The 14,220-nt window shown below is 72.8% G+C and carries 14 protein-coding genes and 2 pseudogenes; 10 read left to right on the plus strand and 6 right to left on the minus strand.

The genetic code is table 11. The annotated features are described in order from the left end of the window. Positions 1 to 40 precede the first annotated feature (40 nt). Genes BXA10_RS12755 through BXA10_RS12765 form a run of 3 tightly spaced genes read left to right on the plus strand, consistent with a single transcriptional unit; the run spans position 41 to position 1,856 of the window. Entirely contained in the window at positions 41 to 568 is a 528-nt protein-coding gene (locus BXA10_RS12755) for an NUDIX hydrolase (protein ID WP_076470588.1), read from the plus strand. Next, positions 562 to 1,536 carry a ribonuclease HII gene (locus tag BXA10_RS12760; RefSeq protein ID WP_076470523.1) on the plus strand — a complete coding sequence of 325 codons (975 nt, stop codon included), beginning with the start codon at positions 562 to 564 and terminating at the stop codon, positions 1,534 to 1,536. Before BXA10_RS12755 ends, BXA10_RS12760 begins: the two co-directional genes overlap by 7 nt. Beyond that, positions 1,533 to 1,856 (plus strand): DUF2469 domain-containing protein, encoded by a 324-nt coding sequence (locus BXA10_RS12765; RefSeq protein WP_007075222.1) that lies wholly within the window; start codon positions 1,533 to 1,535, stop codon positions 1,854 to 1,856. Before BXA10_RS12760 ends, BXA10_RS12765 begins: the two co-directional genes overlap by 4 nt. A gap of 169 nt (positions 1,857 to 2,025) precedes the next feature. On the opposite strand, the gene BXA10_RS12770 is transcribed toward BXA10_RS12765, so the two are convergent. Next, positions 2,026 to 3,156: a sulfite oxidase gene (locus BXA10_RS12770; protein ID WP_076470524.1), complete on the minus strand. Its 1,131-nt coding sequence runs from the start codon at positions 3,154 to 3,156 to the stop codon at positions 2,026 to 2,028. A gap of 49 nt (positions 3,157 to 3,205) precedes the next feature. Then, positions 3,206 to 3,436 (minus strand): hypothetical protein, encoded by a 231-nt coding sequence (locus BXA10_RS12775; RefSeq protein ID WP_076470525.1) that lies wholly within the window; start codon positions 3,434 to 3,436, stop codon positions 3,206 to 3,208. Between the two features lie 305 nt (positions 3,437 to 3,741). Here BXA10_RS12775 and BXA10_RS30410 point away from each other — a divergent pair. Then, positions 3,742 to 4,392 (plus strand): annotated as a pseudogene (locus BXA10_RS30410) (murein hydrolase activator EnvC family protein); the annotation flags it as partial. Positions 4,393 to 4,493: 101 nt separating this feature from the next. Here BXA10_RS30410 and BXA10_RS12785 read toward each other — a convergent pair. The 4 genes and pseudogenes from BXA10_RS12785 to BXA10_RS12800 form a co-directional block, all read right to left on the minus strand. Further along, complete coding sequence (locus BXA10_RS12785) at positions 4,494 to 5,675, minus strand: aminotransferase class V-fold PLP-dependent enzyme (protein WP_076470526.1); 1,182 nt, start codon at positions 5,673 to 5,675, stop codon at positions 4,494 to 4,496. 44 nt (positions 5,676 to 5,719) lie between these two features. Next, on the minus strand, positions 5,720 to 6,742 hold the full coding sequence (locus tag BXA10_RS12790) for a tyrosine recombinase XerC (protein WP_084752684.1): 1,023 nt from the start codon (positions 6,740 to 6,742) through the stop codon (positions 5,720 to 5,722). A 10-nt stretch (positions 6,743 to 6,752) separates the two neighbouring features. Then, entirely contained in the window at positions 6,753 to 8,012 is a 1,260-nt protein-coding gene (locus BXA10_RS12795; protein ID WP_425436061.1) for a DNA-processing protein DprA, read from the minus strand. A 79-nt stretch (positions 8,013 to 8,091) separates the two neighbouring features. Continuing rightward, positions 8,092 to 8,829, minus strand: a pseudogene (locus BXA10_RS12800) (ATP-binding protein); the annotation flags it as partial. A gap of 18 nt (positions 8,830 to 8,847) precedes the next feature. Between BXA10_RS12800 and BXA10_RS12805 the strand changes: the two are divergent. From BXA10_RS12805 to BXA10_RS12830, 6 genes are all read left to right on the plus strand, one after another. After that, positions 8,848 to 10,335 (plus strand): recombinase family protein, encoded by a 1,488-nt coding sequence (locus BXA10_RS12805; RefSeq protein ID WP_084752661.1) that lies wholly within the window; start codon positions 8,848 to 8,850, stop codon positions 10,333 to 10,335. A gap of 94 nt (positions 10,336 to 10,429) precedes the next feature. Then, entirely contained in the window at positions 10,430 to 10,693 is a 264-nt protein-coding gene (locus BXA10_RS12810; RefSeq protein WP_076470528.1) for a hypothetical protein, read from the plus strand. Then, positions 10,690 to 10,977, plus strand: coding sequence for a hypothetical protein (locus BXA10_RS12815; protein ID WP_076470529.1), 288 nt, complete (start codon positions 10,690 to 10,692; stop codon positions 10,975 to 10,977). Before BXA10_RS12810 ends, BXA10_RS12815 begins: the two co-directional genes overlap by 4 nt. Next, on the plus strand, positions 10,974 to 11,369 hold the full coding sequence (locus BXA10_RS12820) for a hypothetical protein (protein ID WP_076470530.1): 396 nt from the start codon (positions 10,974 to 10,976) through the stop codon (positions 11,367 to 11,369). The genes BXA10_RS12815 and BXA10_RS12820 overlap by 4 nt, the downstream gene beginning before the upstream one ends. Next, entirely contained in the window at positions 11,369 to 11,689 is a 321-nt protein-coding gene (locus BXA10_RS12825; RefSeq protein WP_139337971.1) for a hypothetical protein, read from the plus strand. Before BXA10_RS12820 ends, BXA10_RS12825 begins: the two co-directional genes overlap by 1 nt. 191 nt (positions 11,690 to 11,880) lie before the next feature. Continuing rightward, on the plus strand, positions 11,881 to 13,296 hold the full coding sequence (locus BXA10_RS12830; protein WP_076470532.1) for an AAA family ATPase: 1,416 nt from the start codon (positions 11,881 to 11,883) through the stop codon (positions 13,294 to 13,296). Positions 13,297 to 14,220: the final 924 nt, after the last annotated feature.

Here is a 14,220-nt window from a genome sequence, read left to right on the forward strand (position 1 = left end):
GGGCGTGGGCGATGGGCGGCCGGTCTGGCAGGCTGGGGCGGTGACCGTCTACACCCCTCGACGTGCGGCCCGGGTGCTTCTGGTCAACGCGGACGACCGGGTGCTGCTCTTCGCCGGCTTCGATCCGGCTCGCCCCGAGCACCGGTACTGGTTCACCCCGGGCGGCGGGCTCGACTCGGACGAGCCCCCGGCCGCCGGCGCGGCGCGCGAGCTGGCCGAGGAGACCGGGCTCCGGCTGACCCCGGCCGAGCTGGGTGAGCCGGTCTGGCAGGACGAGATCGAGTACCCCTTCGACGGGGTCTGGTACCGCCAGGAGCAGGAGTTCTTCCTGGTCCGGGTGCCGTCGTGGGAGGTGGACACGGCGGGCTTCGACGACGTCGAGCAGGCCAGCGTCACCGGGCACCGCTGGTGGTCGGCCGCCGAGCTGGCGGCGAGCGACGAGCTGTACTACCCGGTGGACCTGGTCGCCATCCTGTCCCGCGTACTCGGGACCCCGGACGAGCCGGCGAGCCCGACCGCCGAGGGCGCGGCCTCCGCAGCCGGACCGGTGGACGGCGCGCCATGCTGACCCCGCCGCGCACGATAGTGCGCCGGGAGGCCGGGCTGTACGCGTTGGAGCGGGCGCTGCAGCGGCGTGGCTTCCAGCACGTGGCCGGAGCCGACGAGGCCGGCCGGGGGGCCTGCGCCGGCCCGCTGGTCGCCGCCGCGGCGATCCTTCCGGAGGGGCGGCGTGGCGAGATCGAGGGTCTGGCCGACTCGAAGCTGCTCACCCCGGCGAGCCGGGAGCGGGTCTACGACGAGGTGGTCGCCCGGGCGCTCGCGTACGCCGTGGTGATCATCCCGGCCGAGGAGGTCGACGCCCGGGGGCTGCACGTGTGCAACGTCGCCGCCATGCGCCGGGCGCTCGCGTCGCTCACCACCCGACCTGAGTACGTGCTGACCGACGGGTTCGGGGTGGACGGGCTGGACGTGCCGGGCCTGGCGGTCTGGAAGGGTGACCGGGTGGCGGCCTGCGTGGCAGCGGCAAGCGTGCTCGCGAAGGTCACCCGGGACCGGATCATGGTGGAGTTGGGCGGGACGTACCCGGCGTACGGCTTCGCGGAGCACAAGGGTTACATCACGCCGGAGCACACCGCCGCGCTGCGCGAACACGGCCCGTGCCGCGAGCACCGCTTCTCGTACGTGAACGTGGCGAGCGTGTCGGGTCGGGACGGGAGCCCCCCACGGGCCCGTCGCCCGGTGGCGGCCGGCCGCCGCGCGCCCACCGGCGAAGCTCCCGAGACACTCTTCGGCGACGGCGGGGGCCCGCTCCTCGGCGATGGCGCGGTGGTGTTCCGGGAGGCGCCGCGAGCGCTTTTGGGCGACGATTCGGGAGCACCTTCAGGCGAGGGACCGGCCGCGCTCCTCGACGGGGCGGACGAGCCGATGGAGCGCGCCTGCCCGGCAGGGAGTACCGTCGGCGTGGCGTTGGGCGAGCGGCCTCGACCGTCGGCGCCGGTGGGGGAAGATGTGGTCATGGAAGGCGGAGAGCGATGAGCGCGGAAGATCTCGAGAAGTACGAAACCGAGATGGAGCTGCAGCTCTACCGGGAGTACCGCGACATTGTCCGCCAGTTTTCCTACGTCGTGGAGACCGAGCGCCGCTTCTACCTGGCGAACCAGGTCGACCTGCACGTGCGCAACTCCGACGGCGAGGTCTACTTCGAGGTCGAGATGCACGACGCGTGGGTGTGGGACATGTACCGCCCCGCTCGGTTTGTCAAGAACGTGCGGGTTATGACGTTCAAGGATGTGAACGTCGAGGAGCTCGAGAAGCCGGACATCTCGCTCCCCGCCGACTCGGGCTTCGGCGGCTGACCCGCGGGTTCCCTACCGACGGTCGCCGCCGGGCATCGTAGCGTCGGAGTCCCCACCCGCCGCCGCGTACGCCGGACCGACGATCTCGCCTGGCACCGCCGGCCTGCCAGATCCACGGCCGCCCCCGTTGGACCCGGTCGCCGCCGACCGTATCGACGGTCGGGGGCGGTTACTCCGGAATTACCGCCACCTCGACGCGCTGAACCATGTTGTTGGCGAAGCCGCCCCGGTTCCACGGCTGCTCCACCGGCTGGGTACGCCCCGACGCGTCCGTCGCCCGCGCGCTCAGGACGTACCGGCCCGGCTGCGGCGACCACTCGTAGTGCCAACGCCGCCAGGCGAAATCCCCGTCGGTCGACTCGTCCAGAATGGCCGGTGCCCAGGTCGCACCGTCGTCCGTGCTCACCTCGACCGACACCACCGGCGCGTGACCGGACCAGGCCCGGCCGTCCACCGTGCACGGTCCCGGCCGGACCACCCGGGTGCGGGACATGAAATCGGGGAAACCGGGCGGGCGCACCAGAGCGCGCGGCTCGATCCGGGTCACCGGCACCCCCGGGTCGTCCGGGTCCTGCCGCAGCCGGTACGCCTGCGCGTTCTGGTAACCCTGGAACGGTTCGGTCACCACGCTGATCGAACGGAGCCACTTGACGTGCGCCATCCCGTACCAGCCGGGCACGATCAGCCGCAGCGGGGCGCCGTGCTGCGGCAGCAGCGGAGCGCCGTTCATCTCGTACGCCAGCAGCACCTCCTCACGCAGCGCGTCCGCGACCGGGAGCGCCCGCTGGAAATCCTGCTCGACACCGCGCTCGATGCCGTGGTCCGCGCCGGTGAACACCACGTCGACCGCGTTCGCGGCGACGCCCGCCTCGCGCAGCAGCGGAGCCAGCGGCGTGCCGGTCCATTCCGCGTTGCCGACCGCCTCCACCAACCAGGGCTGGCTCACCGGCCGGGGCTCGAGCAACGCCCGGCCGTTGCCGGCGCACTCCAGGGTGACCCGCCGGGTGACCCGGGGACGCTCGCGCAGCTCGGCCAGGGTCACGGTCAGCGGCCGGTCCACCGCGCCGTCGACGGTGAGCGCGTGCGTCGCCGGATCCAGCTCCGGGATGTCGTAGTGGATCAGCAGGTAGTGCAGCCCGGCCGGAGTGACGTCGTAGCGCAACGCCTCCAGCGGGATGCCGTGGTTGCGGGCCGCCAGCTGCAGCTCCTCGGCGCTGATCCCCGCGCCGGGTTCGGAGAGCCGGGAAGGACCGCTGACCTCGGTCGCAGCCGGCAGATCCAGGTCGTCAACGGCCGTCACGGTGATACCCCCGTCCCCACGGCGGCTGCTCCACCGTGCCCGCCCCAGCTTAGGACGGGTCGCCGCCCGGCAGTACACCCGCAGCAGTGCGGGGCGTGGTGGACGACACAACCGTGCCGGCCGCCGCGTCTCCCGTTCGCGCCGCGGCGTCGTCCACCACCACCTGCGGCCCGGTCAGGCCGGCGGCCCGCGCCGCAGCGGCGGCGATCTCGGCGTCGCGGGGATCCAGCTCGACCAGGCGGGCCGTCACGTCGTCCCGGCGTGGACGGGCGGCGAGCACGGGGATCAGGTCCCCGCCCTGGCCGGCGGAGAGCCCGACGGCGCGCGGCGGGCCGGCGGGGGCCTGGTCCAGCGCGTCGCGGACCTGCCGTCGTGCCTCGGTCAGTCACCGGGCGAGGGCCGAACCGGGTCGGTCGTAGTCGTCGTGCCAGCCGTACCAGTCCCGAGTCACCGCGCCAGCCTTGGCGAGCGCGAAACCTAGCACAGCGACCACACGATCGGGCACTGTCCACAGGACGTCCGGTTGTCCACAGCGGAGGCACGAGCGCAAGCGCTGCTCGCCGGCAGTGGGGCAGGCTGCGACCCATGCGACCGCCTCCGCCGCCCCGTACCGCCGTGGGTCCCCGCACCGCCCCGCCGGGTCATGCGGACCCGGCGCAGCGCCGTCCCCGCCGGCGGGGCCCCACCGCGCGACGCTGGCTGCTGGTACCGGTGAGCGTCGTGCTCCTCCTGGTCACGCCGCCGGTCGCGGCCGCCCCGTCCGCCGGTCGCGACGGCCCGCCGGGCGGCGGATCGGTCCGGGCGAGCCGTTCGCCGGTGCCGGCGGCGGGCGGGTTCGGGTGGCCCGTCGACGGGCCACCCCGGCCGGTGCGGCGTTTCGACCCACCGCCCCAGCCGTGGCTGCCGGGGCATCGCGGCGTCGACCTCGCTGTCGCGGTGGGTGCGCCGGTGCGCGCCGCTGGTCCCGGCACCGTGCTGTTCGCCGGGATGGTGGCCGGGCGACCGGTGGTCACCGTCGGGCACACCGACGGGTTGCGGACCACCTACGAGCCGGTACGGCCGACGGTCACCGCCGGCGATCCGGTCCGCGCCGGTGCGCCGCTCGGCGTCGTGCAGGCCGGTCACGCAGGTTGTCCGGCTGCGGCCTGCCTGCACTGGGGGCTGCGCCGCGGCGAGGAGTACCTCGACCCGCTCGCGTTGCTCGGCCTCGGGCCGGTCCGGCTGCTTCCGCTCGACGAGTCACGATCGCCGACCGGCACGACCGGCACGACCGGCACGACCGGCACGACCGGCACGACTGGCACGACCGCCGACCGGCACGTGGCCGGCGGACGCCCTCAGCGCTGGGCGAGCAGCGGTGGTAGCCGGACGGCCAGACGCTCGTACTCGTCGGCCCGGTTGTACACCTGCCCGCAGAGGCGCAGCCAGCCCCGGCCGTTCCAGGACATCACCGCCACCTCGGTGGCGAGCCGCTCGGCGATGTGCTGCTGCAGCGCCCGCGCCGCGTCGATGGTGGTGGCCAGGGCGGGCGGCAGCGGGATGAGCCGCATGGCGACCTCGGGTCCGCCGGGCTCCGGCAGCAGCTCCGGCGCCACCCCGAGGGCGTCCCCGACCACCCGCTGGCCGTACGCCGCCAACCGGGCGTTGTGGGCGCGTACCCGCTCGACGCCGAGACTACGCAACGTGAATACGCCCACCGGGGCGGCCAGCCACGCGGTGTAGTCCTGCGTCGCCTGCCACTCCAACCGGTCCGGGAAGCCGGCCTCCTGCTCCCAGGAGACCACCAGCGGCTCGATCCGGTCCCGCCACTGAGGCGCCACGACCAGCACGGCGGAGGCGCGTGGCGCGAACGCCCACTTGTGCAGGTTGCCCACCCAGAAGTCGGCGCCGATGCTCGTCACGGTAGTGGGCAGCATCCCGGGCACGTGCGCCGCGTCCACCAGCACCGGCACCCCGTGCTCGTGCGCGACCGCGACGATCGCGGCGGCCGGAAAGAGCCGGGCGGTCGACGAGGTGAGCTGGTCGATGACGAGCAGGCGCGTCCGGCCGGGGCGCAGAGCGTCCCGCACGGCCTGGACGACCTCCTCGTTCGTCGCGGCCAGCGGAACCGGCAGCACCCGGCTCGTCGCCCCGGTACGCCGGCACTCCCGCTGGATGGAGAGCGCGACAGCCCCGTAGCCGTGGTCGGTGCTCAGGATCTCGTCGTCGGGGCGTAGCCCGAGCGACTGGAGCACCACGGCGACGCCGGTGGTGGCGTTGCTGACCAGCGCCGTGCCGTCGGGGTCCGCGCCGATGAAGGTGGCCAGGTGTCGGCGGGTGTGCGCCACCCGATCGACGAGTCCCTGGGTGAAGAAGCGCAGCGGGTTGGCTTCCATCTCGTCGCGCAGCCGTTGCTGGGCGCGTTGCACGCTGATCGGTACCGCACCGAACGAGCCGTGGTTGAGGTGACTGACCGCCGGATCCAGGGAGAAGAGCAGGCGGGCACCCGGAATCGGCTCCGGTGGCTGCGGGACGCTCACCCCGTGATGGTAACGGTGGGTGGATCATCGACGGCGACGATCGGTCAGGCGCGGGGGTGGGCCTGGCGGTAGGCGGAACGCAGCCGCTCCACCGAGACGTGCGTGTAGATCTGTGTGCTGGCCAGCGAGGAGTGACCAAGCAGCTCCTGCACCGCACGCAGGTCCGCGCCGCCCTCCAGCAGATGGGTGGCGGCCGAGTGGCGCAGCCCGTGCGGACTGGTCCGGGGAAGGTCGGCCGCCTCCGCGTAGCCGCCGACGATCCGGCGGGCCGTCGTCGGGTTGAGCCGACCGCCGCGCGCGCCGAGGAAGAGCGCGTCCTGCGAGTGTGGTGCGGCCAGCGTCGGGCGGCCGTGGCGTACCCAGTCGTCGAGCGCCTGTTGAGCCGGCACCCCGTACGGCACGGCCCGCTCCCGGCCGCCCTTGCCGAGCACCCGGATCACCCGGCGCCCGTGGTCGATGTCGGCGAGGTTCAGCCCGCACGCCTCGCTGACCCGTACGCCGGTGCCGTAGAGCAGCTCCAGCAGCGCCCGGTCCCGCGACAGCAGAGGATCATCGACGCCGTCACCGCCGGTGAGTCGCCCGGGGGCCTCGACCAGCGCGGCCGCCTGATCGGCGCGGAGCACGCCGGGCAGCTCCCGGTGCGCCCGCGGGCTGGCCAGCATGGCGCCCACGTCGGCCGGCAGCAGGCCGGACCGGTGTGCCCAGGCGCTGAACACCCGGGCCGAGGCGGCCCGCCGTGCCAGCGAGGTGCGGGCCGCGCCGGCCGTCCGGAGCCGCGCCAACCAACTGCGCAGCACGGCCAGGTCCACGGTCGCGACGTCGACGCAACCCATCCGCGCAGCGTGGTCGAGGAGCGACACCACGTCGGTGACGTACGCCCGCACGGTGTGCGCGGAGCGGTTACGGACCCGGGCCAGGTGATCGGCGAACTCGTCGACGGCGTCCCGCAGCGGAGGCGGCAGCGCCTGATGGATCGCCCGGGTGCCTCGTGCCGCACGGCTCTGCGCCGCCGCACCACCTCGGCGCGGGGCACCACCGTTCGGTGCGGGCCGATCGTCGGCTGGCATGGCGCACAGCCTACGGGCCCGCGGGGCGGTCAGCCGTCGGCCGGAGCGGACGAGCCAGCGCATAGCCGTCATCGCGGCGGACCACCATGGCGAGCTCCTCGAGCAGGGACAGCTTCCGCATCGCCGTCCGGACGTCCACGCCGGCCCGAGCCGCCAGCCGCTCCACGCCGACCGTGCCGCGGCGGGGCATCGCCTCCAGCACCGACCCGGCGTCGTCGTCGAGCGTGTCGATGGGGCGGTCCGGCCCGCGTGCCGGAGGAGCCAGGTCCACGCCGATCCGACCCACCTCCTCCAGCACGTGCGCCACGCCGGTGACCAGGCGCGTCTTCGGGTGATCCCGCAGCAGCTCGTGGGCGCCGACGGACATCGCCGACGTCACCGGGCCCGGCACCGCCATGGTCGGCCGATCGATGGCGAGAGCCCGGTGCGCGGTCTGGGTCGCGCCACTGCGCGCCGACGCCTCCACGACCACCGTCCCGACCGTCCCGGCGGCGATGACCCGATTGCGGATGAGGAACCGGGGCCGCAACGGATCGGAACCCGGTGCCCACTCGCTCACCAACAGTCCGGTGTCGGCGATCCGCTCGAAGAGCGCCGCGTTGCCCATCGGGTACGGCCGGTCCACGCCGCAGGCGAGCACCGCCACGGTGAGGCCGCCGGCGTTGAGCGCACCCCGGTGCGCGGCGGCGTCGATACCGAACGCGCCACCGGAGACCACCGTCCAGTCCCGGTCCGCCAATCCGTAGCCGAGCTCGGTGGCGACGTGGGTGCCGTAGCCGGTGGCGGCCCGGGCACCTACCACCGCCACCGAACGATCCAGCGCCTCGGCCAGCGGCCACGAGCCTCGTACCCAGAAGCAGAGCGGCGGCGCCGTCTCCGTGTCCACCCGGCGCTGGGCTTCGGTCAGGTGGAGGCGGTGCAGATCGACCAGGCGGGCCGGCCACTCCTCGTCCTCCGGCGTGACGATGCGCGCGCCGAGTCGCTCCGTGCGTCGCACCGCCTCGGCCGCGACGGCGCGCGGGTCGCCCCCGGCAACCCGGGCGGCCACCGTGGCGCGCAGCTTCCGGTCCGGCGCACCACCGTCGAGAAGCAACTCCAGCGCGGCCACCGGGCCGAGCTCTTCCACCAGTTGACACACCGACCGGGTGCCCGGCTCGGTGAGCCAGGCCAGCGCGATCCGGGCCAGCGTCCGTTCCTCCCGTTCGCTCGTGCCGGCACCACGCTCAGCTGCCGTGCCGGCACGACGCAGGTCCGCACCGAGCTCGATGATTCGCTCGCTCATGCCGGCACTCCGATCCGCGGCGTGCCGGCATCAGGCACGTCCGCACCGGGCTCGAATATCTGCGCCCTCATGTCGCATCTCCCGTCCGCAGTTGAATGGCCTCGAGCACGTCGTCCCGGACCGGCCGGGAGCGCCCGTCGAGGTCCGCGATGGTCCAGGCCAGCCGGATGACCCGGTCGAAGCCCCGCGCCGAGAGCGAGCCGGAGTCCAGTCGGGCGCGCAACTCCGCCGTGTCGGACCCGGGTAGCCGCCACGGTGGCCGGCGCAGGTCCGGCCCGGGGACCTGCCCGTTGAGTCGGTGGCCGAGCCCGGCCCACCGCTCGGCGGCCGCGTCTCGGGCCGTCGCCACGCGGCGTGCCACCGCCGCCGACGACTCCCGGTCTCCCTCACCAGCCATCAGCTCGGCGGCCCGTACCGCCGGCAGTTGCACCTGGACGTCGATCCGGTCCAGCAGCGGCCCGGAGAGCCGGCCGAGGTACCGCCGTCGGGCGAGCGGGCTGCACTCGCAGTACGCGTCGCCGGCGGGCTTCGCGCACGGGCAGGGGTTGGCGGCCAGCACCAGTTGTGTCAGTGCCGGGTACTCGGTGCCGCCCCGGCTGCGCGCGAGTTGGACCCGGCCGTGCTCCAGCGGCTGGCGCAGCGCCTCCAGGGCGCCCTTGCTGAACTCCGGTGCCTCGTCGAGGAACAGCACCCCGCGATGGGCCAGCGACACCGCGCCCGGGCGGGCGAGCCCAGAGCCCCCGCCGACCAGCGACGGCACTCCGGCGCTTCGCCCGTGGTGGGGGTCTTCCAGAGCCGCTAAGCGCCGTGATGAGATTCGATCATGCCTACCGACGAGGTAATGCGGCCTTACCTGCGAGTCAGCGACAACAAACGTGGCCAGTCCGAGTCCGTCAAGGAGCAGCTAGCCGAGCTGGACGAGGACGCGAGCGAGCGGGCCTGGCAGCTCGGCGAGCCCTACGCCGACGACGGGATCTCGGCCAGCCAGTACGCCGAGAAAGTCCGGGGCGACTTCACCAAGCTGCTGGCGGACCTGCGGGCAGGCACGTTCGGCGCGTCGATCCTCGGGCTGTGGGAGCTGTCCCGGTTCAGCCGCCAGGTCGATGAGTGGGCCCCGGCCCTGCGGCTGCTGGAGGCGGCCAGCGTGCGAGTCTGGGTATCCGACGTCGGGAAGATGTACGACCCGGCCGACCCCGACGACCGGGCGACCCTGCTCACCGGGGCAGTGCGGGCCGAGTACGAGTCGGCCCAAACCAGCCGACGGGTCAAGCGGACCGTACGCCAGAAGGCCCGAGCCGGGTGGATGCACGGGCAGGCCCCGTACGGCTACCGCCGCGAGTACGACCCCGAGACGGGCAAGCTGCTGCGGCAGGTCATCGTCCCCGACGAGGCGAAGGTCATCCGGGACATCTTCGACCGGCTGGAGGCGGGGCACACCCTGCGCTCGGTCACGATCGACCTGCGAGACGCCGGGGTGCGGTCCCGTGCTGGCCGCCCGCTGTCCGAGCAGGTCGTCCGAGGCATGGCGACCCGGGACACCTACGCCGGTCGCCGTCGGCACTCGACCCGGGCTGCGAACGGCAGGGGCGGCCAGGTCTACGAGGCCGCATGGCCAGCGATCGTCAAGCCGGAGCAGTTCGACGCCGTACAGAGCATCCTGAACAACCCGGCCCGCAGGACGAACCGCGACGGGCAGGGGCGGCATTTCCTGTCCATGATCGCGATGTGTGACCGGTGCGTTGCCCCGATGACGACCTCCCAGCGCGGGGGCGAGCCCTGGCACTACCGGTGCCACGCGAACTGCGGGATTCAGGTGAGTGAGGAGCTGCTCGACCGGATCGCGTTTGACGTCATCGTCGGGTACCTCAGCAGGCCCGACGTTTACGAGGAGTTGACCCGCAGCCGGGGCGGCAGTCCGGAGCTTGAACGGGTGCGGGCACGGCTGGCGGAGGTCCGGCGGAACCTGGTCGAGCTTGAGGCGGACCTCGCAGCCGAACGAATCACCATCAAGGCGGCCGGCGCAGCCGAACGAAAGTGGATGGCCGAAGAGGAGCAGCTCGTACGGCAGGAGCGGGAGCTGTCCACCCCGCCCGCGCTGGCCGCCTTCCTCAACGCCGGGGGCGACATCCGGGAGCGGCTGGAGGCGGCCCCGATGTCGGCCCGTCGAGCGGTCGCCCGGGAGGTGCTGTCGCCGGACCTGGTCGGGCAGCTTCGGGTGGGCAAGGTGACGACGAACCGGTGGTGCGACGAGTGCCGCAAGCCGACATGTGTTCACCGGGTGCTCGCCCGGATCAACTGGCACCGCGCATAAACCGTGTGATCCACTAGAGGGGTACGGGGGACACCCCGGGCCATCCACACCCCTGCGGAAATCCTATTCGTTCGAACGAAGGATTTCCGTCGAGATGGCGAAGCCCAGAAGCTCGATCCCGTGGACCAGTGACGCCCGGCACACCAAGGCCGGGGCCACCGTCGGCAGTCGGATCGCCCACTTCGGACCCGATGCGCCGGAGACGCAGGCGGCCAGGACCGAAGTCCGGGTCGTCCGCGCCGAGCTGGCACTTGAGGACCTGATCAACTCCGCCCCCGCCCCGACCGCCGAGCAGGTCGAGCGGATCCGTCGACTGCTTCCGGCCGTCGGCATCACCCCGGCGGGGGTGGCCGCATGAGCGCCGAAGACCTCGGGCGAGTCCCGGTCGACTCCGGTCGGCTGCTGGTCGTCGACCCCTGCCACCTGCCGCCCGAGCTGGTCGCCCGACTCACCCGACCGAACGAGCACGGGACGACCCTCGCCGCGATCGTCGGCACTCCGCACGGTGACGGCTGGTACCCGGTCGTCGGCGAGCCCGGGGCCCTCGCGATCCTCGACCCGCACCACGACTACGACTCCGAGCCGGAGGACGGCGACGGGGGTTGGAAGGCGGCCACGCTGCCCGAGGGTGGTGCCGAGTGAGCTGCCAGCACATTCGCCGAGTCGCCACCCCGGCGAACTGGCTCGGGGACCTCTACCAGGCGTGCGCGGTCGAATTCCTCGTCCCCGGGGCTCTGTCCGCCAACCGGGTGGTCGCGTTCCTCGGGCATGACCAGAACGACCACGGCGTGTTCTGCCTCTGCGAGGACCTCGCCGACCGCTGCCGCCTCGTCCTGGAAGCCGGAGGGGTGATCGCCATCCCGACCGACCAGTACCCCGAATCGGCAGCCAGCGAGGCGGTCGAGGCCCAGCCCGAGGCGAAGCCCCTGCGGGTCGTCCGGGTGCCGTTCAAGCAGCTCGACACCGACCGGATCGTCTCGGTGGTTGGGGTCAGCGAGAGCTACTACCGGCGGCTGGTCGAGGGGGTGTCGTGATGCGGACCAAGCCGAGGACCAAACGGGGCACCGGGCGGGGCAAGGGCCCGTTGGTGTTGAGCGTCCGCAGGAGTAGCCATGCCCGGATCGTCCTGGTGCACATGCTCGCCGACGCCGGGATGGTCCGGGCGGATGGGCTGATCGACTACCACCCGCTGCGGGGGGCGATGCGCCGAAGCGGTGTCAGCCAGGCCGAGTTCGAGCGTGAACTCGGGCGGCTCGCCGACGAGGGCCACCTCAGCGTCGAGCACTACCGGACGCCCGACGGGCTGCTGTTGAACCGGTACCGGCTCGCGACCGAACTGCGGATCAAGCAGTGACCCGGGCCGAACGGCGGATGGCCGAGGTGCGGGCGAGTGTGGCCGCCCTGCTGGCCCTCGTCCGACAAGCGATGGCGGCCAGCCAACAGCCGAAGTAGCCCGGGTATGCGTCGGGCCCGGGGAGGCAACCCGGGCCCGACGCCCAACCAAAAGCCCTGAGCAGGGGCGGATCAGACAGGAGCCAGCCAATCATGAGCCTTACCACTGAGACCAGTCGGCCGACCGCCGATACCGAGGTCGGAGCCCACTGGACCGAATACGTCTTCACCTTCGCGGGCTGCCAGGGATGCAGTGACCCGGAGAACTGCCCCGACTGCCACCACTGCGAGGGCCCGGTCTGCTGGTGCCAGCAGCCGCTCTGCTGGCTGGACGACACGACCCCCGGCGAGCGGGTGTGGCTCGGCTGCTGGGTGCCCGGGTTCGAGGACATGGACGAGGGAGAGCAGCGGGTGGAGCTGGACAAGCTGCGGGCTGAGTCGTGGTACCCGAAGACGGCGGGGCGGCTCGCCAACCACCCCGACCTGTGGCCGGGGCCCGGGGGCTTCGACGGTCCGTCCTGGTGGGCACCCGTCCCGGAGGCCCCGACGATGCCCCCGGGAGCCACGGGGACGCCCTGGGAGGCCCCGGCGGGTATGTCGATGGGGGTGCCGCTCCCGGAGGCTCCGGCGAGCCCACGAGAGGGGGCCGCGTACCTCGCTCTCAAGGCCGCATTGTTCAGTGAGGACGAGTTCGACCAGCGGCCCCCGGTCGACTGGCTGGTGGACAAGGTGCTGCCCCGGGGGTCGCTCGCCTACATCATCGGCGAGCCCGGCAACGGTAAAACGTTCGTCGCGCTCGACCTCGCCTACAGCCTCGCCACCGGGCGCGAGTGGTGGGGACATGAGATCGCCGAGACGGGCCCGGTGCTTTACGTCGCGGCCGAGGATGACCAGGGGGTGCAGGCCCGCGCCCGAGCCTGGCGGTCCCGGTTCAGCGGCGGCCAGGTCACGGGCAGGGTTCGCTTCCTCGCCCACGCGCCGCAGGTCGGCGAGCCTGGCAGCTTTGAAGCCCTCGGGGAGATCGTCGCCGAGCTGGGGCCGAAGCTGGTCATCCTCGACACGCAGGCCCGGGTCACCCGGGGGCTGGACGAGAACGACAGCAAGGCCATGGGCGAGCTGATCCACCAGGCGAACCAGATCCAGAAGCTCGGGGCGACCGTCGTGATGGTTCACCACCCGGCCCGGGGTGGGACGGTGCCCCGGGGCTCGTCCTCGCAGGAGGGGGCGGCCGATGTCGTCATGTTCTGCCAGATGGACGACGACAAGATCATCAAGGTGAAGTGCACGAAGCAGAAGAACGCGGCCGAGTTCGAGCCCCTGTCGCTGGGCCTCGACCCCGAGGGTGAGTCGGCAGTGTTGAAGGCGGCCAAGCCGATCCGCTGGGAGGGTCAGGAGCAGATCATCGCCTGGCTTGACGAGCTGGGCGTGCCGCACGAGGCCGGGTCACCGACCGCCCGAAAGGCCCTGGCCGAGGCGGGACGCGAGGTTACGAAGAAGGCGGTCGAGGACGCGGTGAAGCTCCGTAAGTCCCGGCCCCCGGTGCCGAGGCTGGCAGCCCCCGAACGGTGAATCGGCCGCGGGTGACAACCCAATAGCGACGAGTAGCAGACGGCTTCCCGGTCTTCCCGGGAAGCCGTTGCCATAGGGGTAATGGGCCTGGACTTCCCGGGGAGGGCGGGAAGCGGCGGGAAGCCTGGGCCCTCCGGGTGCAGCGTGGCCGGTCAGGGCATATGTGGACTTCCCGGGAAGCGACGGGAAGTAGGCAGCCAGCAATGCCCCGGCCGGGCTTCCTTCCCGGCCCCCACCCCCCAGAGGGGTGGGGGCGGGAAGAAGCTCCGGCATTCGAAACGAGGAGACGAAAAACAACACCCCCCACCCTCGTTCGCTTGGCCGCCTACCTACCCCCTGCCCCTTGCCGACACCCCCCGCCCGGCACCCTGCTCGACTGGGGACATGCCAGGCAGCAGAGGGACACTCACAGGTCGGCGACACCGAAGCGGGCGACCGTACACCCGGTGGAAGGCTGCGGTCTACGCCCGGTGGGGACGGGCCTGCTTCGTCTGCCAACACGACGGAGCCGACTCGGTGGGTCACCTCGTGCCGCTGGCCGCCTGGCCCGACCAGCCGCTGAACCCCGAACTGGCCCGACCGAGGCACGGAGTCAACGGCTGCCAAACCTGCGGACGCAAGTGCAGCCGCGAGCCGCTCGCTTTTTGAGCCGACACCCAAACGGAAACCCCGCTACTTTCCGTTCTTCTCTCCCCGGAAGCTCGGGGGGCTCTCCGGCGGTTCTCTTGGCCGCTCCGGGGGCCCGGGGGTATGTCGTGCCGCACCCGGGGGCGGGAGGCCGACGGCGGGGCTCCGGGGGGCCCGGACGACCCCATCCCGTGGCTGGCCGCCTGGTGTCGTCTGATGTCCTGGGTGGATGGCGGCTAACGCGAGAACTCACCGCCGGGTCAGGGAGGCTCGGGCGGCGATGTTCAATCTTTACGG

The sequence above is a fragment of the Micromonospora avicenniae genome, assembly GCF_900156065.1.
GTDB classification, from domain to species: Bacteria; Actinomycetota; Actinomycetes; order Mycobacteriales; family Micromonosporaceae; genus Micromonospora; species Micromonospora avicenniae.

What these genes read in the sequence shown, in the direction of transcription:
- BXA10_RS12760 (WP_076470523.1), top strand. Translation starts at nt 562, where the DNA reads ATGCTGACCCCGCCGCGCACGATAGTGCGCCGGGAGGCCGGGCTGTAC.
- BXA10_RS12765 (WP_007075222.1), top strand. Translation starts at nt 1,533, where the DNA reads ATGAGCGCGGAAGATCTCGAGAAGTACGAAACCGAGATGGAGCTGCAG.
- BXA10_RS12790 (WP_084752684.1), bottom strand. Translation starts at nt 6,742, where the DNA reads ATGCCAGCCGACGATCGGCCCGCACCGAACGGTGGTGCCCCGCGCCGA.
- BXA10_RS12805 (WP_084752661.1), top strand. Translation starts at nt 8,848, where the DNA reads ATGCCTACCGACGAGGTAATGCGGCCTTACCTGCGAGTCAGCGACAAC.
- BXA10_RS12810 (WP_076470528.1), top strand. Translation starts at nt 10,430, where the DNA reads ATGGCGAAGCCCAGAAGCTCGATCCCGTGGACCAGTGACGCCCGGCAC.
- BXA10_RS12815 (WP_076470529.1), top strand. Translation starts at nt 10,690, where the DNA reads ATGAGCGCCGAAGACCTCGGGCGAGTCCCGGTCGACTCCGGTCGGCTG.
- BXA10_RS12825 (WP_139337971.1), top strand. Translation starts at nt 11,369, where the DNA reads ATGCGGACCAAGCCGAGGACCAAACGGGGCACCGGGCGGGGCAAGGGC.
- BXA10_RS12830 (WP_076470532.1), top strand. Translation starts at nt 11,881, where the DNA reads ATGAGCCTTACCACTGAGACCAGTCGGCCGACCGCCGATACCGAGGTC.